Annotated in this window: 21 protein-coding genes and 2 pseudogenes; 1 reads left to right on the forward strand and 22 read right to left on the reverse strand. The window is 35.0% G+C overall.

Going from position 1 to position 25,889, the window contains the following annotated elements; all coding sequences use genetic code 11:
- Positions 1–117: 117 nt before the first annotated feature.
- From ACE38V_RS15460 to ACE38V_RS15565, 22 genes and pseudogenes are all read right to left on the reverse strand, one after another.
- A complete protein-coding gene (locus tag ACE38V_RS15460; protein WP_375842558.1) occupies positions 118–1,965 on the reverse strand; it encodes a 6-bladed beta-propeller in 1,848 nt (615 codons plus the stop codon).
- Positions 1,962–2,972: a 3-oxoacyl-ACP synthase gene (locus ACE38V_RS15465; RefSeq protein WP_375842559.1), complete on the reverse strand. Its 1,011-nt coding sequence runs from the start codon at positions 2,970–2,972 to the stop codon at positions 1,962–1,964. The genes ACE38V_RS15460 and ACE38V_RS15465 overlap by 4 nt, the downstream gene beginning before the upstream one ends.
- A complete protein-coding gene (locus tag ACE38V_RS15470) occupies positions 2,972–3,388 on the reverse strand; it encodes a MaoC family dehydratase (protein ID WP_375842561.1) in 417 nt (138 codons plus the stop codon). Before ACE38V_RS15470 ends, ACE38V_RS15465 begins: the two co-directional genes overlap by 1 nt.
- Positions 3,389–3,392: 4 nt before the next feature.
- Positions 3,393–4,883 carry an o-succinylbenzoate--CoA ligase gene (locus tag ACE38V_RS15475; RefSeq protein WP_375842563.1) on the reverse strand — a complete coding sequence of 497 codons (1,491 nt, stop codon included), beginning with the start codon at positions 4,881–4,883 and terminating at the stop codon, positions 3,393–3,395.
- 12 nt (positions 4,884–4,895) lie between these two features.
- Positions 4,896–5,450 carry a TetR/AcrR family transcriptional regulator gene (locus ACE38V_RS15480; RefSeq protein WP_375842694.1) on the reverse strand — a complete coding sequence of 185 codons (555 nt, stop codon included), beginning with the start codon at positions 5,448–5,450 and terminating at the stop codon, positions 4,896–4,898.
- Positions 5,451–5,784: 334 nt separating this feature from the next.
- On the reverse strand, positions 5,785–6,294 hold the full coding sequence (locus tag ACE38V_RS15485; RefSeq protein WP_375842695.1) for a general stress protein: 510 nt from the start codon (positions 6,292–6,294) through the stop codon (positions 5,785–5,787).
- Between the two features lie 415 nt (positions 6,295–6,709).
- A complete protein-coding gene (locus tag ACE38V_RS15490; RefSeq protein WP_375842565.1) occupies positions 6,710–8,806 on the reverse strand; it encodes a sigma-70 family RNA polymerase sigma factor in 2,097 nt (698 codons plus the stop codon).
- 738 nt (positions 8,807–9,544) lie between these two features.
- Positions 9,545–9,856, reverse strand: a complete 312-nt coding sequence (locus ACE38V_RS15495; protein WP_375842566.1) for a hypothetical protein — start codon at positions 9,854–9,856, stop codon at positions 9,545–9,547.
- A gap of 156 nt (positions 9,857–10,012) precedes the next feature.
- Positions 10,013–11,341: a replication-associated recombination protein A gene (locus tag ACE38V_RS15500; RefSeq protein WP_375842568.1), complete on the reverse strand. Its 1,329-nt coding sequence runs from the start codon at positions 11,339–11,341 to the stop codon at positions 10,013–10,015.
- 800 nt (positions 11,342–12,141) lie between these two features.
- Positions 12,142–12,708, reverse strand: coding sequence for a DUF4256 domain-containing protein (locus ACE38V_RS15505; RefSeq protein ID WP_375842569.1), 567 nt, complete (start codon positions 12,706–12,708; stop codon positions 12,142–12,144).
- A 248-nt stretch (positions 12,709–12,956) separates the two neighbouring features.
- Positions 12,957–13,667 (reverse strand): DUF5131 family protein, encoded by a 711-nt coding sequence (locus ACE38V_RS15510; protein WP_375842571.1) that lies wholly within the window; start codon positions 13,665–13,667, stop codon positions 12,957–12,959.
- A 291-nt stretch (positions 13,668–13,958) separates the two neighbouring features.
- The gene (locus tag ACE38V_RS15515) at positions 13,959–14,579 is read right to left on the reverse strand and encodes a GyrI-like domain-containing protein (protein ID WP_375842573.1); all 621 of its coding nucleotides are present in this window, start codon (positions 14,577–14,579) and stop codon (positions 13,959–13,961) included.
- A 17-nt stretch (positions 14,580–14,596) separates the two neighbouring features.
- A complete protein-coding gene (locus tag ACE38V_RS15520; protein WP_375842575.1) occupies positions 14,597–15,058 on the reverse strand; it encodes a GyrI-like domain-containing protein in 462 nt (153 codons plus the stop codon).
- Positions 15,059–15,126: 68 nt separating this feature from the next.
- Positions 15,127–16,041 (reverse strand): helix-turn-helix transcriptional regulator, encoded by a 915-nt coding sequence (locus ACE38V_RS15525; RefSeq protein ID WP_375842577.1) that lies wholly within the window; start codon positions 16,039–16,041, stop codon positions 15,127–15,129.
- 295 nt (positions 16,042–16,336) lie between these two features.
- Positions 16,337–17,416, reverse strand: coding sequence for a M20/M25/M40 family metallo-hydrolase (locus ACE38V_RS15530; protein ID WP_375842579.1), 1,080 nt, complete (start codon positions 17,414–17,416; stop codon positions 16,337–16,339).
- A gap of 10 nt (positions 17,417–17,426) precedes the next feature.
- Positions 17,427–19,160: a PTS sugar transporter subunit IIA gene (locus ACE38V_RS15535; protein WP_375842580.1), complete on the reverse strand. Its 1,734-nt coding sequence runs from the start codon at positions 19,158–19,160 to the stop codon at positions 17,427–17,429.
- Between the two features lie 3 nt (positions 19,161–19,163).
- Positions 19,164–20,336 carry a MalY/PatB family protein gene (locus ACE38V_RS15540; protein WP_375842582.1) on the reverse strand — a complete coding sequence of 391 codons (1,173 nt, stop codon included), beginning with the start codon at positions 20,334–20,336 and terminating at the stop codon, positions 19,164–19,166.
- A 65-nt stretch (positions 20,337–20,401) separates the two neighbouring features.
- A complete protein-coding gene (locus ACE38V_RS15545; RefSeq protein WP_375842584.1) occupies positions 20,402–21,838 on the reverse strand; it encodes a fructose-specific PTS transporter subunit EIIC in 1,437 nt (478 codons plus the stop codon).
- Between the two features lie 10 nt (positions 21,839–21,848).
- A complete protein-coding gene (locus tag ACE38V_RS15550) occupies positions 21,849–22,292 on the reverse strand; it encodes a fructose PTS transporter subunit IIA (protein ID WP_375842586.1) in 444 nt (147 codons plus the stop codon).
- Between the two features lie 307 nt (positions 22,293–22,599).
- Positions 22,600–23,244: an amino acid ABC transporter permease gene (locus ACE38V_RS15555; RefSeq protein WP_375842587.1), complete on the reverse strand. Its 645-nt coding sequence runs from the start codon at positions 23,242–23,244 to the stop codon at positions 22,600–22,602.
- A gap of 59 nt (positions 23,245–23,303) precedes the next feature.
- Positions 23,304–24,074, reverse strand: coding sequence for a transporter substrate-binding domain-containing protein (locus ACE38V_RS15560; RefSeq protein ID WP_375842589.1), 771 nt, complete (start codon positions 24,072–24,074; stop codon positions 23,304–23,306).
- Between the two features lie 259 nt (positions 24,075–24,333).
- A pseudogene (locus tag ACE38V_RS15565) lies at positions 24,334–25,035 on the reverse strand (RNA-guided endonuclease TnpB family protein); the annotation flags it as partial.
- A 579-nt stretch (positions 25,036–25,614) separates the two neighbouring features.
- Here ACE38V_RS15565 and ACE38V_RS15570 point away from each other — a divergent pair.
- A pseudogene (locus tag ACE38V_RS15570) lies at positions 25,615–25,768 on the forward strand (PQQ-dependent sugar dehydrogenase); the annotation flags it as partial.
- Positions 25,769–25,889: the final 121 nt, after the last annotated feature.

Below are 25,889 nucleotides of genomic sequence, written 5' to 3' on the forward strand. Positions count from 1 at the left end.
AAAATCCCCAAAAGTATGTCTACTCTATTAACCTCATGCCAATATAAAAATAGATTTAATTTATTAAAGTTGTTTAATAGCTGCTTAACTTGAATTTCACAGCTATTCCCCCATTTATTAATCCAATTTTCTAAAAAACTGTATTTTATGGAGCAGCCCGTCAGCGATAATGATATTCCCGTTGCTGTCTATATCAAGACCTTGAGGAGAAAAGAACTGACCGTCTTCTCCGCTAAAAGAACCAAAATGCTCTAAAAATCTTCCATTCTCATCATAGACATTCATCCTGTTATTTGAAGTGTCGGTAACATATACACGGTCTTGTTCATCAATAGCTATCCCAGTTGGCAAAAACAAATCCCCCGGTCCTTCCCCCCAATTCTCCAGCGGATCCTGGTTACCGCTTCCGTTGTTTGTTCCCCACTTAGCAATAAATTTTCCGTTATTATCAAATTTTTGAACCCGATTATTTATTCGATCCACTACATAAACGTTGTCTTTAGAGTCAATAGCAATCTGCATAGGCTGAGAAAATTCACTATTTTCTGTCCCTGTTCCTCCCCATTCTTTCATATAAACAAAAAAGGAATTAAACTTTTGAATTCGATTATTTTCAGAGTCCGACACAAAGATATTTCCTTTACTGTCAACAGCAACCCCACAAGGAAAACGGAAATATCCGCTTAATGTTCCTAAAGAGCCGTAGGCAGCAAGAAATATCCCTGAGTTAGAGAACTTTTGTATACGATGATTTACCGAGTCTGCAACATATACATTGTCATAGCGATCAACAGCTATTTGTCTTGGTACGAAAAATTGGCCTACAAAACTGCCATAGCCCCAAGGACCTCCAGTACCGTACATACTTCCCCACTTACTGATCAGACTTCCGCTTGAATTGTATTTCATGATTCTGTGATTAAATGAATCAGATACAAAAATATTTCCCTTTGAATCGCTTTGAATATCAAAAGGACCTGCATATTGTTTGTCTCCGTTTCGCCCAATGCCAATAGACATTTTATAAGAGACACTCAGACCGATCTCCTTATACACCTCAATTCGGTTATTTCCTGTATCAGTAATAAATAAATCTCCATCCTCATCCGGAAGTATCTGATTAGGATAAACTAAATTTGGAAAAATCCCTGTTGTATAAACAAACCGGTCTAAATCATCAAATTTCATTATTCGATTATTATAGGTATCAGCTACATACAAAGCTCCAGATTTAGGATCAAAATTAATTCCTCTTGGGTGATAAAATTTATAAGGGCCTATTCCAGGTTCAAGACCACCTATTTTCCGCTTAAAGCTGCCGTTCTGATCAAACACTTGAATCCGATTGTTGTAAGTATCAGCTACATAGACTTCCCCTTTATTGTTAATCGCAAGGCCTTGAGGCAAAGCCAACTGTCCATTGTCTTTACCGTAGGAACCTATAGTAAGAATGTATTGGCCGTCAGAATTATATTTTTGAATTCTGTGATTAAATTCATCTGTGATGTAATAATTATTCTGCTGATCTACAGCAATTTCTCTTGGAAATCCAAATTGATCATTCTTTGACCCTTTTGTCCCCCAACTTTTTAAATAATTGAATTGAGGATCGAACTTTTGGATTCTATAATTTCCCGTATCAGCAACCAGAATATTGCCATCTCTATCAATTGCAATGCCAAAAGGCATATTAAATTGCCCTGGGGAATTGCCGAGCGATCCATATGTCTTAAGTATTTTTCCGGAAGAATCCATTTTTATAATCCGATGATTTCCCATATCAGCCATGTAAATATTACCGAAGCTATCTTTCGCAAGAGCTACAGGTGTTCGAAATAGATTGGCGGAATCAGGCTCATTTCCCCATGCATTCTGATAGTCATAGGAAGCTTCTGTGTAATCGCTGTTCCACCCTAATAAAGAAAAAAGAATGAGGAGAAGTATTACTCGCTTTATTCTCATCATTTTTTCTCTCCTTTCCACTTAACAACCGTAGCAGCCCAGGTGTATCCTGTTCCCGCACTGACTACCACAGCAATATCCCCTGGATTTAAGAGCCCTTGTTCTTTTGCAAAATGCAATCCAATGCAGGGGTCAAGGGCAGACATATGTCCATGGTGATCAAGGTAAATTGCCTTTTCTTCTGAAAGTCCTAGTGATTGTAGTAGTTCCTTAAACATTGAACGTTTTGTATGCAGTGGTAATAGGAGTTTAATATCTTGAGGAGTATATCCGCTTTTATGAAGTGCTTTTCTAATAACATGGTCAAAATTGGAAATCGAAACAGGATCCAATCTTTCTTTCATCGATAATGGGTCTTTAACATCAATATAATGCAGGTGTTTTTCGACAGTTTCTGCGCAAGCAAAATGTTTGGATCCTCCAGCAGGAACCCGTACATCGTCATGAAATGAACCATCTGTCAGTATTGCACTTTCTAGTATTTCACTCTGAAAGGAATCCCTTGTTATCAATGCAGCAGCTCCTCCATCCGCAAAGTTGAACATGAACCGTGATCGCGGGTTAGAATAATCTACGATTTGCGACTCCTTGCATCCACCTACTAGAAGAATGTTTTGTATCGATTGGTCAGATGCAATCATATCCTTTGCCACCTTTAAGGCTATCGGAAAACAAGAGCTGACATTCATCATTTCAAATGCATAGGCATTTTTTGCCCCCAATTCATGCTGTATTTTCGGTGCACTTGACCAGACATAATAATCCTTATGCGGACTTCCAAAGTAGATCACTACATCAATGGATTGTGGGTCGTAATGTTTTATTGCCTGACTTCCAGCTGCAACGGCAAGGTCTGATGCTTGCATTGACTCATCCGCAACATGCTTTTGAAATAAACCGAATTTCTCTATAATCACCTGTTCGGGTATTCCCGTCTTTAAAGCTAATTCGCTCGCTGTTTCGATTCCAGGAGGAAAAAAAGCTCCTGTCGTTTCAATACCGATTCCCATCAAATTCCCCCTCCATCCTCAGGTACCATCATCTTAGCAGTACCCGTCAATACTATTGTCTTATCCTGATTAAAGCACTCTGTCAGCAGCGTCAGAATTCTTTTTCCCTGATCAATATCTTGAACGGTTGCTTTTGCAGTAATTGTATCACCTATAAATACTGGTGCTTTAAATCTGATGCTCTGCTCTACATAGATGGAACCTTTTCCAGGAAGATGAACACCTAAAAGCTGTGATAATAGGCTTGAGGTCAATAATCCATGAGCAATTCGCCGTTTAAATCTTGTTTTTTTGGCATATTCCTCATCAATATGGATCGGATTGAAATCACCGCTTAATCCCGCGAACAGAACAAAGTCTGTTTCTGTAATCGTTTTGCTGCAAGAGGCTTGCTGGCCAATTCTATAACTTTTCACCCTTTCACCTTCTTCCTATGAGTTGTGATTTTTGAATTTTCCCTGTTGCATTCTTTGGCAGTTCATTTATAAAAGTAATTTTTTTAGGAATTTTATATTTTGCTAGAAATTCTCTGCAATAATTGAGGACATCGTCTTTTGTTAAAGCGCTTCCAATTTTCTTTACAATGAAAGCCTCGGGAACCTCTCCCCAATAAGGATCCGCCTGCCCAACTACCGCGACTTCGGAAACATCTTTTATTTGGCTGATAACTTGTTCCACTTCAAGCGGATAGATATTTTCCCCTCCAGAAATAATCATTTCTTTCCTCCTGCCCACTATAAATAGGAAACCTTCATCATCTGCCTTCGCTAAATCTCCTGTCAGCAGCCAGCCATCTTTCAATGCTTCCTTTGTAGCATCAGGGCGATTCCAATATTCTTTCATTATGTTTGGCCCTCTAACTGCCAGCTCACCAACTTCTCCATTTTCAACTTCTCTCCCCTCCGAATCGATCAGCTTATATTCGGAAAATAAAACTGGTTTTCCAATAGAACCCTTTTTACGTGGTGCATCCTCTTTTGTAAGCATAAAAAGAGTAGGAGACGCTTCTGTCATTCCAAAGCCCTGACCGAATAAATATCCTTTATCATAATAGGCTTCAATTAATTCACGTGGACATGGTGCTCCTCCATTATAAAACCAGCGCACTGAACTCAAATCTGCACTTTGAAAAGCCGGACTAGTGAGCAATGCCTGATGAATCGTCGGTACCCCCATAACAATAGTTACCTTTTCTTTTTCTATCATGGATATCACCTTTTCAGGATCAAACTTGCCTGGAATGACAATCGTACCGCCTGAAAATAATGATGGAAAGCAAAAAAGTCCGATTCCTCCAATATGAAATAGAGGAAGCAAAACAATGCAGCGGTCCTCCGAAGTCAAATCGATGGAAAGCTTGTTATTGATGGCATTCCAGAACATATTGCCTTGCGTTAAAACCGCTCCTTTTGGCTTGCCGGTTGTCCCTGAGGTATAGCAAATTATAAATGGAGCATCTTCATCTATCCTTTCTTCAAAAGAGAAGTTGCTTACAGAAGAAGCTGAATCTTGGAAAATTTCTTCTATTAACTCCAAGTTTTCCATTCCAGTTTGCTTGATTAGGGATGATGCAAACTCTTCATTTTCTTTTTCTGCAAAAATCATTTTGGAGCCGCTGTCTGTTAGTTGAAAAATGAGCTCTTTTGCGCTTAATCGAATGTTTAAAGGGACCGCTATACATTCGATTTTAGCTATTGCAAAAAGAAGAACTATATATTCAATTCGGTTTTGCGACAAAATAGCAATGCGTTCTCCTTTTTTTCCTTTAAGTTTTTCCTTGATCTTTGCAGCTGCTGTATGAATCATTTTGTTCAGCTGTTTATAGGACACCTTTTCTTTTTCTGTAATGACTGCTATTCTATTAGGATGTGTGTATGCCCATTTTTGAATCCAATAGGCAATGCCTTTCATAGAACTCCTCCTTTACTTTTTCAATCCCTGAAATATCAGTGTCATCGCAGCATCAAACGCCTCTTCAGGAACGTCCTTCTTCTCCCAATACACCCATCTCATCCCCAAGAACTGTCCAATCGACATTAAACAATAAGCAATAGTCTCTTGATCCAGTTCCTTAAATTCACCAGCCTCAACGCCTTGAGACAAGCTTTTTAAAAATCCATTGGCCAGCTTTCCGTAATACCACTTGAAAAGCTCTTGGTCTACCACAATGGCCTGCTGGACGATACTATATAAATCAGGATGATTTTTGACCCAGCTAAAAAATGCAAAGAAACCTTTCCTCTGTGCCTCCTCAAAGGAAGAACTGCCTGCCATTCCTTCCTTAATCGCGATTCGTAAATCCCGGCTATAATTTCGAATTAATTCATCGAAAATATCTTTCTTTGAGGGAAAATAATTATAAAACGTTCCTTGGGCAACCTTTGCTTCTTGAGAAATATTGACAATAGAAGTTTCAAAATATCCTTTCTGACCAAAGACCACCTCAGCAGCCATCAGTAACTTTTCTCGAGTTTCCATTCCTCTTTGTGTTAGTACTTTTTCTTCATCTAAATTTCTTATTGACACCTGAATCACCTCTCAACTTTATTATATAAAATTTTCTAAAAATTGCAACAGTTACTTTCTGAAAATTAAAAATCTATTAAAAGAAGCAAAGGGACGGTTCTTTGCTTCTTCTGTGTCCAGTTCTTAAGTTGTTTTTTAATTATTCGGAAAATTTTATGAAGCAGGGAACCGTCCCCTGCTTCATCTATGGATTCGCCGATTTTTTAATGGCAAGTGCATTTTCTAACATTTAAGCTATGTAATCAAACCTTAGAAATATGGCCCAATATGATATTTTCAAATTCATCTAAATCATTCGCTCAAAATCTTTCCTTAAACATGCCTGCTTTAATCTCTTTGACTTTATTAAGTACTTAATATCAGAAAGCTGATCATATGAAAGTTGAATATGAAAATAGTTAATATACTCAAGTATCGCAAATAAGTAAATAAAGCCTGAGAGCGATAAACCACCAAAAGGCAATGATGGATACCATTTGAAAAAATCAAAGACGAACATAAAAGGTAAGACAATAATCAGGCCAATATCCCATTTCTGTAAGTTTTTCAATCGCTTCACAATCCGAACAGGAGTTACAGATATATTTTCCTTCTTTAATCTCCTCCATTTTGCATACCAGTAAACACTCCCCTGCACTAAAAGCAACTCCAAAAGAAAAAATGAAGCCCAAAAAGAAATAAGTGAAAATAGATGTAGTTGAGGAAAAGCCTTATTAAGTAAAAAGCTCACAAAAATAAAACTTACTACTGCCATTGATTCACCTGTATATAGATAGGATAGACGCGTCTCTAACATTTTTCTCAATTGGCTATCACCTCACTATAAAAAATAAATTGTCACATTGCTTCCTCATTTTTCTCCCGACTTAATGATGTTACTCCTGTTGAATGATCCGTTAAATCACGTCGCCAGCAGTTGATTATCTTGATTTCTTGAAAAACTAATTCATACAAATTCCATTTTTCTCTATTAGATGGAATAGATTTCCTTATACAATTAATGTAGCACTTTTTGCTAAAAATCACCTGAATTTCCAATAAAAGGAACAGGCGTGGAAAAAGCCCGAATTATGCAAAAGTTTTTTAACAAGATCCGGGTCAGTTTAGTTAGCAAATGTTTATTAAATTTCTATTTTATCATCTGCGAGATGAACTCCACATGGTCAACTGAACTATATCATTCTTGCTGAAGTATCTCTCACCCTCACATATTATTTCAACGGAATCTTCACAACATCATCCAAATATTTTGTTGTGTTATATCCATAAATCTCTAGTTTTTTCGGAATCACTTTCTCTCCACTGTTGTTATTTTGTAACCTTATCCTTTCTACAGTTATGAAATAACGAGGCTGCTCGACTTCTTCATATGCGTCAGGGATTTCATTCTCATCGTATTGGATCCCGTTTTTATCAACAAGCACTCCTTCAGAATCGATTCCCATCTCCATTTCCGTCGAATTTGCATTATTTTCATCCTCACCAATGACTTGGTATTGGAGAGACTCATATGCCCGATTCTCAATTTCATGATTGCTTATGACAACATTGGAAGGCAGTCCAACTTCCACCTTGTCAATGGAGATTGCACTTCCTGCATATTCAAAGGTTTGAGGATATTCCTGAGAAGCATCCAGTTTGATGGTTTTAGGGTCTTCAATTGTTAGATAAATAGATCCAAGTTGAATGCGAACCTCTTTTGGCTTTTTTCCAAAAAATGGGTCAAAATGTGTTTGAAAAGTATTCCAATTCATGTCTTGTTGTGAATCATAAAAAGAGCTGCCATAGCTGCCATAGCGATCAGCTTTCACTTTTTTATTATTTACTTCTAAATGGTCAAAATTGAGAGATTCTATCCGTTTCTTTGAGTATTCTCTATTTATACTATATTGCAGAGTCGTTGCCGTCGGAGCTACGATTATCTTATCAAATCGAACCGGAATCCCCTCGACTTCTATTTCTTTATCCAACGAATATTCGGTTGAAGGATATTTTGTTACTGGTATTTCGAAGTTCCACTCCCCTGTTTCGTATCCCATATTCTCATAAACATTTAAACTATTCCGCTTAGAGGAATCACGACTCAATTTTTGAAGTTTAGTGATCTTGAATTTGATTGTCCCATTATCCTTTCTAAGTGGCGGTAAACCCATCTTCCCATAATACACATTCTTTTTTTCATTATTTACATCCGATTTAAGGTCAGGAAGATAATACCTTGGAAATTTTTCACTATTCATGATTTCATGTTCATTCTCCACTAAAACTCCATCATCATAATTCATCACAAATTGATTGTCCTCGTTTGTATCCTCTATTTCATAAAAAACAAGCGTCTGAACATCATCCGCAATCGCACTCTTGATCTTAATTTTCACTCCATCGCTTTCCGCTTCCAGGTCCAGCCTTTCACCCAAATCCTGTTGCAAAAAGGTTCGCAATTCCTGATCTTCTTCCGTCCATGTATAGTAAAGGTAGGAAAACGCCCCCGTAAAAAAACCGATACTTGTTAACAATGCAAATGCACCTGCAAAAATAAGTCCCTTTCTTCGACGTTTCTTGCGCTTCTGTTGTCTGTGCTTTTCCTGTTCTGCCAGCCTCTCTTTGACGTTTTCCATGAAACCGGATGGCATACGCAAATTTTCTATCTTTTCAGTAAGATTTAACATGGTTAACATGACATCCTGAAAGGTAGCCAAGTCCTCTTGACAGTTTTTACATTGAAAAATATGCACCTCAAAATTGATCTTTTTCGATCGTTCCAAGTTTTTTTCCAAGTAATCGATGTAATCCTTATGGTACTCCTTACAGCCATGAAAAGCCGATTTGTACCCCATTTCTTTTCTAAAGGAATAGATTCCAGAAAACAAAAGCTCTTTGATCTTTTCTACTGATACTTGAAGAAGTTGGGCCACTTCTTCCTTAGAGAATCCTTTTACATAGGTAAGGAACATCGCTTCTTTCTCGTACTCATTCAAATGATCAAGGGCTTTAAAAAAATCCTGAAGTGGTTCACTTTCTTCATCCGCTTGTAAACTTTGATCATCAGAAAGCTCCCGACAAGTTTGGATGAAAATGGAGGTAACCCACAATTCGAATGATGTTTCATTTTTAAATCGAGACAATTCCTTTTGGACTTTTATAATGGAGCGGTAAAAAAGCTCGTCCATTTGCTGCTGATTTCTAAGATAACACCAACCAAGTGTATAAAATGATTGTTTATGCAGATCGAACCAATCAGCAATGGATTCCAAGGCTTTTTCTCTTATTGTAGTGATTGGAATTGCATTTATTTTTGCTGGAATCATATAGGTATTCCCCCTTTAACATTCTCATTTAACCTAATGCATTTTGAATTCTTGGTCATTTTATTTATAAAAACGTAGGTACAGGCTTTTCCCAAAAACTTTTGTAGGACCTAGCACCCGTCCCCTAGGTACCCAGTTTTACTTTCCGTAGCATCTTTTGTACCATTTGCCACTTTCAAAAAAAGCATGAATCATTTCTTATAGTCTCTTGACTATCACTATTATCGAATATAGCAAAGCCATTAAGGTGTATATATATTTCCTCTTATGTACTTAACTCTGTGAATATTAAAACAACCTATCTGCACTGCCAGTTTCCACTATTTTCTAAAATCTTTTAATATTATTATAACTTGATTCACCTTTTTTTCTAATTCTTTATTCATTTTGTTTCAAATGCAAAATTTTTAAAGCTTATGTATTAACAGGCTAACCTATGAACAAATTTCTCATCTTGATTATTAACATCAATAGTAGAAGTGTAAGTTTTTAACAATATCGTTAGCTAAGACAATAGCTTCTCAGCTTTTTAAACTGTGATACAACAACTACCTGTTGTCTGAATCGAAGTTATTGTCTTTGGCAGCCTTAGAATTCACTACCGATTCTCCTCTCCCCGAAAATGAATAGAAGCAGGTGATCCCTTATTGGGAACCTGCTTCTTCTTTTAAAATCATTTGCGAAATCACTTCAACATGTTCAAAGTGTATGCGGCAACATATTGGATGTTAGTGCACTTCATTTATATATTTTACTCAATTCGTCTATAAAGGCCGGTCTATTTTTATATAAACTCATTAATTCATTTATCAACTCCATTTGCTTTGATTTACCTGCAGTCTTTTTATATCTCATGATTTGGTGACAAACCCCTTGATAATCTTTTCGTTTGGACGAGGTCCTAGCTGACAATTTTATAGATTCTTTATAAATTTCGATGACTTCTTTTTTATAATGTTTGACTAACTTTTCAGCATAACTTTCAATATAACTAGGATTATCTCTGACAAACCCCAACATTTCTTCCAAATCATTTTCTTGCTCTATCAATTTAAGAAATATCTGACTGGTTTGCCATCCCTTCCCCGTTTTTAGTTCATGTTTTAGTTTTGTAATGCCGTTTATGACCCAGTAAAATCACAATTTCTTTCACCATCAATGATGTCATTTTGGAAGCAAAGAACTGTCCTTTCTCCTTTCTTCAAACTACGATTTACGGTTTCTTTTATGCCATTCCGTAATTTCTTTAAGCCTTTGTTTGAACTTAGCTTCCGAACCTTGAGTAGTTGGATGGTAATATTCATGACCTATTAACGAATCCGGCATCGTCTGCATCGCCGTTAATTTTTCTTCTGTATCATGAGCGTATTTATATCCCTTGCCGTAATTTAGATCTTTCATCAACTTGGTAGGTGCATTGCGTAAATGCAGGGGAACGGGTTCATCCATAGAGTTCAGGGAATCTTTTTTTGCTCTCATATAAGCTAAATAAGCTGAATTTGATTTTGGGGCCAGTGAAAAGTAAATCACAGCTTGGGTCAGGTGTACATCACATTCAGGCATACCAATGAATTGACATGCTTGAAAAACAGATACCGCAATTTCCAAAGCTCTACTGTCCGCTAAACCGATGTCTTCACTTGCAAATCTAACCAATCTTCGAGCGATGTACAATGGATCTTCCCCGCCTTCCAACATCCGTGATAACCAGTAGATAGCCGCATTCACATCACTATTTCGCATGGACTTATGCAATGCAGAGATAATATTATAGTGTTCTTCTCCATTTTTGTCATACAATAGTGATTTCCTATTGATAATCTGGGTTAGATCCTCTTTGCTGATTATGACCGGGCCATTCTGTTTTTTTCCATTCAGGACGGCCATCTCCAGTGTATTCAACGCAATACGGGCATCTCCATTTGAAAATTCTGCTATGGCCAATAATGTACGATCGTCAATTTGGATATTTTGATATTCATACCCATTGGGATTTACGATGGCTTGTTTTAATAATTCCACGACTTCACTGCTTGTTAATTGATATAGGACAAACACCTTGCATCGTGATAACAGGGCCGAATTGACTTCAAAAGATGGATTTTCAGTGGTTGCACCTATGAGAATAATACTGCCATTCTCAACATAAGGTAAAAAGGCATCTTGCTGTGCTTTATTGAATCGGTGAATTTCATCAATAAATAAAATAGTCTTTTCACCTAATTGCCGATATTCCTCAGCTTCCTTCATAACGTTACGAATATCTTTAATACCACTTGTAACAGCACTGAAATCCACAAATTTTGATTGGGTTTGATTGGCAATAATTCTCGCCAATGTTGTCTTCCCTACTCCGGGAGGGCCCCAGAAGATCATGGAAGAAACACGGTCATGTTCAATCATTTCCCTGAGAACCATTCCTTTACCTAACAGGTGTTTTTGTCCAATGAATTCATCTAAACTTTGAGGACGCACTCTGCTCGCCAAGGGACGGCTTTGATCATTATCGTTATCAAATAAAGAAGTTTGCTTCAAGGTTAACCCCTCCTTGTAAAAAAGGACTGCACTGCATCAAATTAAGATAGGAAATAATTGAATAAGAAATTTGATTTTCCTCAATCGTTTATCATAATACATTTGATTTGCTTTTGTTCCCTTGCAGAGATAATCCATTTACGCCATGCCCTTTTCTATTACGATTCAACAAAGCAACGATGCCACTTTTTTTACAAATGGTATATCTATATTTTAAAAATGCAGGCCTTTTCGCTTATTGGTATGATCTTTCCAAATCAGTTAAAGAAGGGACTGCAAATGAAAAGTTCCTGCTTTGTTTGCTTAAGTACAATTTTATTTTATGCCCATTTACTCACTTCTTCCAGCTTTCAAACTCCTTTTCTCCTCCAGAGCTCCATGCCACCTTTTATGCCCATAGGCAGTTGGACATTTTTTTGATTCAAAGATAGCCGTTTTTTTCCCTGTTTTCCCCTCAATTCCCCCCCCTTTTTTCCGGGTTTAAAATAAACTCTTTCGAAAATGTTGCACGAGGGCAAATTGAAAAGTACAGGAATAGAAAGGGCTTGAGCAGAAAAAGGCCCTGATTTCGGAAAGAATTATTTTCACAAAATCAGGACCGGATTGGAAATCTTTATTTTGAATCGGAAAAGTTTATTTGGGGGCTACATAGTAGATAAGAATCTAGAGAAAGATGGTTATAAACTTTTAATTTTCATCGTAATCAGTGGGTCTTACTTTAAAAAGCACCCAGGTGATGTCATTTTGGAAGCAGAGAAACGTCCCTTCACTTCCTCCCGACTAGCGTTTCACACCTAAATTTAGACCCTTAATGAGCCACGGAAACCCCTAGCAGCATAGTAGGATTCTGCTCCATTGTGATATACAAAGACAGTGTCGTAGCGACGATCACAAAAGACGGCCCCTCCAAGTTTTCTAATATTAGAGGGAGTTTTCACCCAGCTTGATGTTTTGGTATCGAAATTTCCTAGCTTTTGCAGCTCCCGGTATTGTTCTTCCGTTAAAATCTCAATACCCATATCAACTGCCATATCAATAGCGTTATTTTGTGGTTTGTGTTCTTTCCTTGACTCCAGCGCTTCACGGTCGTAGCAAACACTTCTTCGGCCTTTAGGACTTTGCAAAGAACAATCATAAAAAATATATTCGTTCTTCTTTTGATCATGACCAACAATATCTGGTTCACCGCCGGTTCTTTCCATTTCATTAAGTGACCAGAGTTTTTCTAGATTAGTTTCTAGCTTTTCTTGTACTTTTGCCCATTCAAGGGCTTTATGACGATTCATGTTTTTCTCAAAACGGGCTTTCAATATCCCAAGTATCTCTTCATGTTGTTCTGGTAACAACTTTCTCTTTCCATTTCCCATACTAAAACCTCCTTCCACATGTTCGTAAATAAAGCAAGGGGACGGTTCTTTGCTTCTCAAATTATGATTTCTTCCTTCATATAATATAATCTTCCAAAAGTGTCCAAGCGATAGTCCCTTTTTTCACAAAAAACACATTTTATTTCCTTTTTTTAAGATATTTCTCTTAGAAAAGAGGTTTATAAGCTAGCAAACCACAATTTCTTTCGCCCTCAAGTGATGCCATTCTGGAAGCAGAGATCCGTCCCTTAACTCAAATTAATATTTGCTTTTCTGGCCTGTGAACACAAGTCTTTTGTTCTCAGAGTATATGTTCTGCCATCTTTAATAAAATAAGTACCACATTGCCTGAATTCAAAAGAAACATGGTTCCTCAAACATTGTTCTCTAATTGAAAGGACCCAATCATAATCTAACGGTCTTGCATTTTTATCCGATTCTCCTCCTACAACAACCAACTCAATATCGTTAAGATGTTTTTCAATGGTAATATTCTCTATTAGTGGTTGGCAAATAATATTTTTATGCTTTATAGGCAGTTTATCGAAGATACTTAATCTGTAATCTGCCATTTCTTGATTTTCTACAGTACAACCAACCGTAACATTCTCATATCCATCATTCCAATCTTCTGGAATACACTGCATAAATCGTTCTATTCGTTTAGTCAAAAAAATGAAGTTTAAATCAAGACGTTCTTTTATCATCGTCCAACATTGTTGTCGCCACGCATCTGCTTCTTCTATGAGAAAGTCAGAAGAAAAGCAAAGATACACGATCTGTCCAGATTTTATTTTATATTCACCCTTTTTTATTTTATCAATTGGAGCATAGAATTTATCCGTTTTTACAATGTGATTTGTATCCACTTTTCTTTTGCTGTCACCTTTATGAATATAGCAATACTTGCAGCCCTCGCTATATCTATGACAGCCTCGCCAAGGATTCCACATAGCCATAATAATGCCACCTTAAAACCCAGATTTGTCTTGAGAAAAAGTGCCTGTCACTATCTAAAAAATGTCGAATCTTTAAATTCATTCGATAAAATCTAGGTGTCAGGCACCTACGCAATTACACAAGCTTTTTTACAATAGGCAACCAGGCCTCACAACGGTAATCATCCGCTTGTTGATTCCCTTCAAAATACACTCTATATCGGGAGCATTAGCATACTCGTAACCGGAAGTAGGCTACCATTCAGAAGGTTTGGCCATCTTAGGATATTAAGCAAGCAATTTTCCTCAACCTCATTCTTGTTCCACTTTGAACCTCAATACCGTTTTAAGCTTGCTTGAATCGACTTTGCGGGGATCTGAGAGGTAGATTTCACGATGTTTTTTAGAGATTCTCCTATATCCATTATTCTTGCAGAACTGTTCCATTTTTTTAAAACTTTCAGATTCATTGTCATAACTGCCCACATGAAGCATTTGACAACATAAGCCTTCAGTAATCGTTCCGTACTTTATTTTATCCAAATAAACGTTTGGCTTTTTCTTTTTTGTTTCAGATAAAAAGTGTTCAAACAAATCTTCAGTTAGAAAATCCGGTTGACGAATCATAATAGTGTACGCAAAGTTACTCTTTACTTTTGCAGATACCGTTTTATCAATTAAATCCCATACCCCTTCAAGAGGAAAAACGATATAGGGATAGTAGCCTTCCGGAACATTATTACTTTTGTAAGACATTTTTACCGAATAACTAAAACTGTATAGGGCCGCTGTAGCGATCGCAAATTCTTCACCATTGGGATCACCCTCACCATCAATCATAGCAAAATTAATTGGTGGAACTGTTATGATTGCTGGAGTAGTCTTTGGAAGATATAAATCCTTATATGCCTTTCTATAATCTAACTTTTCCATCATTCCATATCCTCCAATTAATTTATTGAAATATAGATTTGTATTTCTGCATTGTCCGTATCAAAACCACTTTGATATTCTTCAAAATCGCAGCTGAATTTTCTATCCAAATCCATCGACCAAAGCTTCATCCAAAATTCTGCAACCGCTTTTTGTACATCACCATGAATGATAAACTTTGCATATTTTCCAGCAGGAATAATCTCCGTATGTACTGTATTAGGGATGTTATTTAGAGAATCCTGGATTTCACAGCAAACCATCACATCGTAGGCTCCATTGACACCACTCTCATAATTTGTATACAAACCAATACAATTGTCATTTTTCTTGTCTGGGATGGACTGGCATATTCCATCCTCATAAAATTTTCTCCAAGCTTCCCCAATTGATTTGCTCATATTCGGGTCACTATTATTCGTTCTTATTTTGAGCCCCGCAACCTTTTTTCCCGTTAATTGTACAATCTCATAATCCATGTTATATCCTTCTTTCATTAAAGAATGAAGTCAGTATAACGCTCATAATTCGACAACTGTATGTCATATTATAAATATTTTCTCAAGTTCTCTTCTAGTTTTTTTTTTATGATTTCTCGCACATACTTTGGTTCGATAACTTCAATATGTTCACCAAATGATAATACATAACCATAGAGCCATTCATTTTCAGGATAAGTAACAGTAACAGTAAAGCTTCCGTCTTTATTATGTAAAATACTATCCTGATCAAATTCGTCATAAACCCTATAAGCCATACATGGATCAATTTTTAGTACAAGCGTTGCCATTTTAATAGTTAAATTATTAGTAGGGTCTTGGGGATTATTTCCTATATCATCATGTTCATTTATTGAAAAAGTTTCATTTGTGATAGTAAGATTTTTTATCCGAGAGATTTTAAATAATCTTAAATTATCTTTTGTTCTACAAAAACCATTTACATACCAAGCTTGCCCTTTAAATAAAAGTCTTATCGGCTCGATTATTCTATATGATTTTTCCCCGTAAGAACTATAATAATCAAAAGCTACAACGTTCCTGTTTAAAATTGCAGTTTTGAGTAGATTGAATTTTTCCTTTTCAACCACACCACTTCCCCATTGAGAAAAATCGACATCAATCCAATCTGTATTATTAATATCAAACATGGCAGTTAATTTTGCCAACACCAATTCAACATCTGGTACATTTAATGCCTTCAAACTTTGAAGAGAAGATAGGATATCAAGTTGTTCTTTTTCCGAAAGTAAAGTTTTACTAAGAGTATAATTTTCAAGTAACCTTATCCCACCGCCTTTGCCTTTGACGGTATAAATAGGAATTCCCGCTACACTTAATGAATCAATATCACGATAAATGGTCCGTTGCGATACTCCGAAATATTCAGCTAACTCTTTCGCAGTAATTTCCCTTTTATCAAGTAAAATATACACGATTTCCAGAAGTCTATGAATGGACATACTTCATCACCTTTAAATTTTGCTACTTAAATTATATGACAAACCCAAAAAGAAAAGGGCCTGTCACTACCCGAAAAATGTCGAATCTTTAAATTCAATCGACAAAATCCGAGTGTTGACAGGCACCTGTTCCTTTTTCATATGTATCATAGTATTGCCCTTAAAAAGGTAGAAAGTCCACTTATGTCTAGAATATAGTTTTAAGTTCTTTATTCGTTTTTATCCTCATCTTCATATTCAATTCCAAAATAGTACAGGAAGTCATCCCAATTAGGTGGATATGCATTACTTCCTCCTAAAACGATCCTACAATCCCAATCAGAAGATTTAAAGTATCTAATATATCTTTTATTTCTATATACTCTTCGCAAGTATGAACTTTTTTCATTCCAATACCAATATTTACCGCGTCAACTCCTCTTTGCCTATAAACATTTGCATTACTGCCACCTCCACAGCTTTCTAATTTAAAAGGTAAATCAGAATTCCTGCAAGCACCCTTAAAAAGCACAATAATATCATCATGTTCAGCAATATAATATCCTTTAGTACCATATTTTAAATCTGAAGTGAAGGATGCATTATTAATTTTTGCCGTTTCTTTACAAATGGATTCAACCTTATTTTTTAATGATTCTAACTCGTTTAAGTTATAGCTTCTTGCCTCAAATTTCATAGAAACCTCAGGCATAACTATATTAGTAGCAATACCGCCTTCAATTGTTCCAATATTACAAGTGGTATTTTCATTGATTCTTCCATTAGGCATTTTAACTATTGCCTGTGATGCTACATACAAGGCATTTATCCCCTTTTCTGGACAAACCCCAGCATGTGCTTCTTTACCTATAAACTTTAACGATCCTTTGCATCCATAAGGTGTTTTATTTACAATACTGCCAGGGCTGCCCTCCCCATCTAATACAAAAGCGAAATCAATATTTTTAAGATATTTGTCATCTAATTTTTTTGCTCCAAATAGTCCAATTTCTTCACAGACTGAAAATATAAATCGTATGGAGCATGTTTGAAGATTATTTCGATATATCTTATCTATTAATTCCAACATTACAGCAATCCCTGCTTTGTCGTCTGCTCCTAAAACTGATGTTCCGTCACTAAAAATTTTACCATCTTTAATCACCGGAGAAATATTGATGCATGGTTTTACAGTATCCATATGTGCATCAAATAATATAGTGTGCTTATTAGGTCCAATATAATCAGCAATTATATTCCCATTATCATCTATTTCTTTTATTATATTATAATTATCTAAATATTTTAGTATATATTGTCTTACTGTTTCTTCATTATTCGACGGGGAAGAGATTTTGACCAAATCCAAGAAAATGCTTACGACTCTTTCATTCATTTCAATTCTCCTATATATATTTTATAAATTCATTATATGAGGTAATATTTTCTAATTTATCTCCATGTTCCTTCAGATAGCGATATAAATATTTAAAAATATTTAGATTACTTTTTAGTTTAGTACTCATAAGTGTTATTAACATATGATTAACACTTATATCATCAATATAAATTTCCTTACTTAAATGAACGTATATACAAATGCAAAAATCATCTTTTTTGCTGATACAGTGTGGAATGCTATAATTTCTTATTATAAGTGAATTTCCCTGTTTTTCTCTGTCTTCAATCCTTTTAGCTTCATCAAGGTTGATTACATGCTTCTTTAACAAATGATTGCAAACATTTGATAATACAGTCAAAAAATTTTCATTATCTTTAACATCATATGTATATGAGTAATCTTTTAGAAAAATAGTTTCAATATTTTTGCTAACACTAATCCTCTCTATTTTTTCCTGAATCAGATTAATGTCCGGCTCACTTAAAATATAATGTACAAGTATAGTTTCTTTGCCTTTAAAAGATTTTTGATCATTACTATTAATAATAAGATTAGCTTCACTGTCACTTACAGTCTTTTCATCATCACAAATTACAATATCACAATTACTGAGAGTATCTTCCAATAATTGCTTATTAATGTTTGCTATTGCATTATCAGTAGAATAAATAAGTATTTTATTTCTTGTTTTCTTGTTCTTTTCTAAACTTACTGCAAAATATAATCCAATCAAATCCCAATTAGTAATCTGATAGTGATACATTTTTTTCATCAAGTCAATAAATGTAATACTTAAATCAAATGAAAATGGATAAGTTGCTTTTATATTTGAAATATTGTGTATCTCTTTTATTTTTAAATAACATGGATAACTTAAAATTCTTTTTAAATGATGATACAGCTGAGAAGACAATTCTTCACCAAAATTAACAGCATATTGCTCCTGCAGAATATCTAATGCTTTTTCAACTTGATTAAAGGTCAAATTAAGATTTATATCAATACAAACATCCGATATCTGTGATAAAATTCCTATCGTTTTCCTTCTATAATTTAATCCGCAAACATTATAAATTTCTTCAAATACACTATTCTCTGATTTTAAATTACCTTTTCTGAACAACAATGCAGCAATTAAAATTTTATTTATCTGTGCTATTTTTACATTTGGAAAATAAAACCTTATTTCATCATTTTGATCAATAGTCATTTGTAATTTTTCATATACATCTAAACCCATTTCAAGTTTATCCATATACCGCTTTATATTATTTTCTATAATATTACTTAACAGAATACATTGTTTATATAATGGCTCATTTAAAAAATGTCCTTTTTTACAAACATCTATATTCAGCAAATTTCCATAGCCTTCCTTAATGACGTTCAATTTCTCTGATGCAGTTATCTTGGAAACATACAATTTTTCAGACAAATCTTCTATTGTAACATAATCATTTTGTATTAATTCATAAAGTATTATCTCTTCATCATTAATATTTTTCTTCATGAAATCTTCATATTTATCAAAGTCTGATATTTCGACCTTGTATCCAAGTCCTTCATATGTAAGCAATTCACCTATATCATTACTTTCCAATATAGTTTTTATTGCTGAAAGATCCCGCATTATCGTTCTTTTTGATCTTATTGCTACTTTTGCAATACTATCAGCATTTATGGGCGTAGATGTTTTTACAAGTAAATCAATAATTGAATACTGCCGGTTGCTTAGCATCTATCATCCCTCCATTAATACAGTTACTGCTTTTTCAAGCCTTTTTAATCCTTCTTCCAATTTACATATTGGGCAGCCTAAATTCATCCTTAAATGCATGGCACCATTTTTTCCATATGTTTCTCCACTCATGATTCCAACTTTTGCTATATTAACCAAAATATCTTGGAATTTCTCAGAACTACAATTAAGATTACTAATATCAAACCAAGCCAGATAAGTAGCCTGTGGTTTAATGAATTTAATCATGGGCAATTTCTCATTAAGAAATTTTTCTGTATAATCCATATTTTTCTCTATATACTTTGTTAACTCATCTATGTAATAATCACATTTTTCGTAAGACTCCATTAGAGCAAGCATACCTAAAACATTTGCAGAATTAACGAAATCTCTTTTTCTGGTTTGTTCAAGAAATTGATTATACAATTGTTTATCGTGAATTATTGCGTAAGAACCACCAATAGAAGGCGTATTGAAAGTCTTACTTGAACTATTAACAAGGACTATATTTTTATATTCCCCAATATATGAAATGATAGGATAATGTTTATTATTATATAATGTTATATCACTATGAATCTCATCACTAATGATATAAACTGAATACTTTTTACATATATTGACGATATTCAACAATTCACTTCTGCTGAATACTTTACCTGTGGGATTATGTGGAGAACATAATAATAAAATTTTGCATTTTTTTAATTTTTTTTCGAAGTCATTAAAATCAACAGAATAATTGTTTTCATTATCTAAGTTTACAGTAACTAATTTTCTGTGATTTTTTTTAATCACATCAATAAAGGCATCATACATTGGATCAAATACCATTATTCCATCATTTTCATTACTTAATAATCTAATAAGTACGCTGATACTATACATAACACTTGGACTATATACAATTCCATTTCTATTTATATTCTGCCCAAATCTTTTTTTATAATGATATGCAATAGCATTTTTGTAATCAGCATGATTCCATCTGGTGTATCCAAATATTGGATGATTTATCCTCTTAATCAGCACTTTCGTTACTTCTTCTGGAACCTCAAAATCGGTATCAGAAATTGAAAACGGTAAAATATCATTTTTGCCAAAACGGTCGCTAATATAATCCCATTGTGTACAATAAGTACCTCTTCTGCTAATTATCTTATCAAAATTCACTATGATTACCTCTTTATATATAAGCAAATTAGTGTATCAACAGATACACTAATTTTGCTGTATTATTAAGTTAATGCCTTCTTTTCCTTATGTTTTCTATTTAATTGTTTAAATGCAATAATAAGGATAATATTTAATGCAACACCAAATATATAAGCGACATAGAATGCCCATCCTGGTGTCATTAAGCCAAGCAAAGGATCAAAGACTCCTAATCCTGGTGCAAATCTTTTAATACCCAATGCTATAGTTAATATGCCGGTGATACCTCCAGCCAGAGTATTGGCAGTAATCATTGGAAGCGGATCAGCCATCGCATAAGGAATAGCTGGTTCAGTTGCTACAGTAGCCCCTACGATAATTGCTGAATTTGCCATATCTCTTTCCGGTTCCGTAAATAATTTCGGTTTAATGTAAGATGCAATACCTGCTGCTACAGGCGGAACACTTGCAACTACTCCAACAATACCGTACCAGGAATAAATCTTTTCAGCCAGCAGTGAGAAGCAGAAGAACCAAGCAATCTTATTAACAGGGCCTCCCATATCAAATGCTAACATACAGCCAATTAAAAATGCTAATGGATATTTATACTCCGGACCTACATTATTTAAGAATGACAGCATTGATGACATCATTCCACCCAACAATGGACCAACAACATAGTATGTTAATAAACCAAAAATAAATATCGTAACTGCGGGAATGATTGTCATGTTCATCAATGACTTAAGAGCCCTAGGATAATTGTAAGATTTTATCCATTTAACAAAATATCCAATTGCCAATCCAAAAAAGATTGCACCAAAGAACCCGGCTCCTGAGTCTATTCCCAACATAGTTTTATCATTGGCAAAATACGTGATAATAAATGCCGGTGCTAATGCTGGCTTATCACCAATGTTATAAGCAATATAGGCACCCATGATAGGAATCATGAATGTAAATCCTAAATATCCAATGCTTTCTACGATATATGTAAATGTTGGTGTACCTTTATCAAAGCCAGCATAAGGCATACCCCATTGAACAAGTATATTAGCAATAGCGACTAATATACCTCCGCCAACTACAAATGGTAATGCGGCTGATACACCTGCCATCAAATGGGTCATGATACCATTTGTGTCATTCTTTTGTTTTCCTAATTTAACTTTTCCTGCTATATTTGAATGGTAAATGACTGCTTTTTCTTCCAGATGATCAAAAATAGTTTCTGCTTCCTTAAGAGCCTCACTAACTTTCATCTCAATTACTTTTTTGCCATCAAATCTTGCCTTGTCTGAATCTGTTATTCCCCGGCCTATAGCTAAAATTACATAATCAGCCTTTGCAATTGATTCCGGTGATAATTCATTTTCTACTCCGCCAGCACCCTGAGTTTCGACTTCAATATTGTGTCCTAGTTCTTTTGCTTTCTTTTCAAAAGCTTCCGCAACCATGAAAGTGTGCGCAATACCAGCAGGACAATTGGTAACCGCGACAATGTTAAGCTTTGACATATTCTCCCTCCTACTCTAGCACACGATTAATTTCTGAAAAAATAGTTGATTCATCTGCATTTTTTAACATATCTGTGAAGTCATTATAAATCAGCTTACGCGCTAATTTTGACAACATCTTTAGATGTAAATCATTTTCATCATCAGGAGCTATCAGACAAATACAAACTTCAACCAGACTTTCATCCATCGATTTCCATTCAACTCCATGATCTAATCTTGCAACAATTACACCTCCTTCTTTTACACATTTATGTCTTGCATGAGGGATTGCAATTCCCCTGCCAAATCCTGTTGTTGACTCTTCTTCCCTTAAGCACAACTGTTCATAAAATGTATCAATGTCATCAACTTTACCATGTTCAAAGGCTATTCTGGCCAATTCATACAATGTCTCTTTTTGTGTATTGACTTCCAGATTTAAATAAATATCATTTTTTGTAATTAAACCCATAGGTTATCTCCTTTCTACAATGTCAATGTAATTTTAACAACATACTAAATTTTTAAAAACTATTTAATTGTCACTTCTTAAATGTCATCTAATAGTAAAAATAAAGTATTTGTCATCCTATTTATGACAAGTACTAAAAATGTAAAAGAAAAAAAGTTAAGAAATACAACTTCTTGCAGTCAAATCCTATTTTCTGTGTTCCAAACCACAATACCTCGTATAAGAAAAACCGGGCAAAAAAAAAATGAGGTGACCCCATTTTCTAGGTTTCCAAATGATTTTCTTAAGTTTTTTACTGTTATAAGGCTCATCGTAGCTGAATTCTCTTTTCTACGAAATTAGCAAGAATCGTAATTAAATAAATAATGATAAAGTAAATAACCCCTACGGTAAGCCAAATCGTAAATACTTCAAAGGTGGCTGCAGCCTGAATTTGGCCCTGCTGTGTTAAATCCGCTATTCCGATAATGGATAAAAGAGAAGTGTCTTTTAAACTAATAATGGATTGGTTTGTGATCGTTGGGAGCATTCTCCTAAAAGCCTGAGGCAGGATAATAAAGCGCATGGTTTGTGCCGCTGTAAAACCAATTGACCTTGCTGCTTCTGTTTGTCCCTTATCAATGGATTGAATGCCTGCACGTATAATTTCCGTAAAATACGCCCCCGCATTGATGGCAACTGTGATAATACCCGCTGTTGAATTATTTAAGGAAATCAAATGCAGAGAATTTATTCCAAAATATATAAAGAATAGCTGTACAATAAATGGTGTTCCTCGAATTGCATTCACATACACCTTTGCAATCCAATTCAAGATTTTAATAGGCGCAAGCCGCAACAATGCCAACACTAAACCAATTAAAAAGCCTAGAATAATGGCAATAACAAATATATAAAGCGTGACTTGAAGACCTTTGAATAATATTGGTAAAGTCGCCATAATAATGTTCATTTTTTTCATCCCCTTTCAAGAAGAAAGAGCGCGCTTTATGCGTGCCCTAACTTCAATATTTATTTACCAAGATAAGTGTTTACAATTTCATCATATGTTCCATCTTTTTTGAGTTCAGCAAGACCTTTATCAATTTTTTTTAATAATTCCTGATTTTTCCCTTTCAAAACAGCAATCCCATATTGGTCGCCATTTAATCTGTCACCGACAATTTTCAAACCAGGGTCCTTTTGGGCAATAGCATATGAGATAACAGGATAGTCTTCAATTAGCGCATCTGCATTTCCATTAGAAACTTCCTGGAACATTGCAGGACTATCATTAAATTGAATGACTTTAATTCCTAATTTTGCTTGATTATCTTGAGCATATTTAGCACCTGTTGTTCCTTTTTTAACGGCAACGGTTTTTCCTTTAAGGTCATCAACTGATTTAATAGTTGAATTATCTTCTTTAACCACAACTGTTAATCCTGCATCAAAATACGGAGTTGAGAAATCTACAACCTTTTTTCTTTCATCTGTAATACTCATTCCAGCAATCGCTACATCAAGCTGATTCGCTTGCATAGCAGGAATAATTCCGCCAAAGTCCATTGGATTCAGTTCAATTTTGAAGCCCTGATTTTTCGCAATGGCATTGATTAAGTCAATATCGATACCCTTATAGTCATTTCCATCTTTATATTCAAATGGAGGGTAAGTAGTATCTACACCAACTTTATATACCTTTTCACTACTTGCTTTCTCTCCTGTTGTGTCCTTGCTTCCACAAGCTGCGATAAAGAGCGTAAGGATTAAAAATAAACTAAATAAACCAAATTTTCTCATGCGAAGCCCCCTATTATTTTTAATAGAATAAAAACAATTCATTATTAATAAAGCATATGTATTAAAATTTACAAAAGTACAAATTTTCGATATATTCAATCCCTTTTTTTAATATATAACCATTCTCAATAATGTTACTTTTTATACGAATAAGCATTTCTACTAATGTGAACTACCCACCACTTAGCTAACCTTACGGTCTGCTTGAAGTGGGGGATTCTCGACTTATCGTTCCTTTTACTAGCTAACGAAAAATTTCCCAACGTACAGAACCTTTCTTTCTATGAGATAAGATACGCTGTTCTTTTGCTAGTTTGTCCAATGATTGTCGATAGAAACGAGGGTAATTGGCTTTCTCACCCTGTTCGCTTTCAACATATAGACCATCCATAGCAAAATCTAGTCCAACAACCTTTTGAACGATGACAGACATAATCTCTTTCTCATATTCTGTCAAAATAGGAATATAGTATTTTCCTGACTTTGTTTTAGAAATGGTACAGGATTTTATTTTGTAATCAGCAGGAATATCTCTATGTTGTTTGATTTTTACATGCTTCATTTTAGGCAATTTGATATGACTGCCTTTCAATTCGATGTTTCCATTCACCAAATTAGTCGTGTACGACTGCTTATTCTTTCGACTTTTGAACTTTGGAAATTCAGCACGACCTTAAAAGAAATTCTTATAGGCTTTTTGCAAGTTAATTTGTGAATTGGCTAAAGCTAATGAATCCACTTCTTTTAAGAATGAAAATTCATCTTTATATTTAGCAGGAGTCGGAAACTTTTGTTTTTTGAGCCTATCTTTGTCATCTTTGTATTTTTCGTAAATCTCTTGTCGTTCTGCCAACATTTTATTATAGACAAATCGGACACATCCGAAAGTCTTTGCGAATAATACTTCTTGGTCTCTATTTGGCAATAAACGGAATTTGAAGGCTTTATTTTGCTTAGTCATATCCAATCGCCTCACTTAGTCAGAACACTTGTTCTCATTATATCATAATGAGGAAGATTTTGGATATAGCCAACCGAAATTCATCTCCCTCCTACTCATTAGGCTACGCCCTTCGCATTCCTTGAGGATGGGAGACTTCTTTCGGAAATTCGTTAAAATATCTATTAAAAACTCAAGCAGGTCTATTATTGTCTTCTAATATTCTAATTATTTTTTTTGATAAACCTTTCATTTCTAAAATCAAAAATATTATTATATCTGTAGCTAACGCTGGTAAGGCCTATCGACTATAGTGGTGAACATGTCTTATTCACCCTTCTGACCACAATTCGTCAGCAGAACTATACACTCAACGTTCCTTGAGTGTGCAATAATAATGCCACTTGAAGCTGGTGGTACCTTAGCGACAGGTTAATGTGAAAAACAGGCATGTCTCCAATGACCTCCTTGGATTCCTCCTACGCTGGTACGGAAAATGGTATAAGGCTTCATCAGATTCCCCGGCTCAACTTTGGTACTATTAGAGCAGTTTTAATCATATTTTTATAGATGAAAACAAGAAGAAGAGGATGGGGTTAGTTGATAAAAGTTAAAGTTCATTTACGGCCGATTGTTAGCAGGATAAATCTGCCCACACTCTTTGAAAACAGCCATGTTTCCGGGTGAAGCAATAGGAAGATTATTTATTGCAACCCAAATAGGAGAAATTTTTTATATAGGCAACGGAAGTATTATAAATAGCCAATACTATCTCAAATCCATTCGCTTTTTGTCTTTGAAATTTTAAATTGGGGCCTTTTCCAAGAATTGGACATGCTATCCACCCGGTACTTTAGCAGCTGACTTTCAAATAG

It is taken from the genome of Cytobacillus sp. Hz8, from assembly GCF_042263505.1.
Taxonomy (GTDB): Bacteria; Bacillota; Bacilli; order Bacillales; family Cytobacillaceae; genus Bacillus_BE.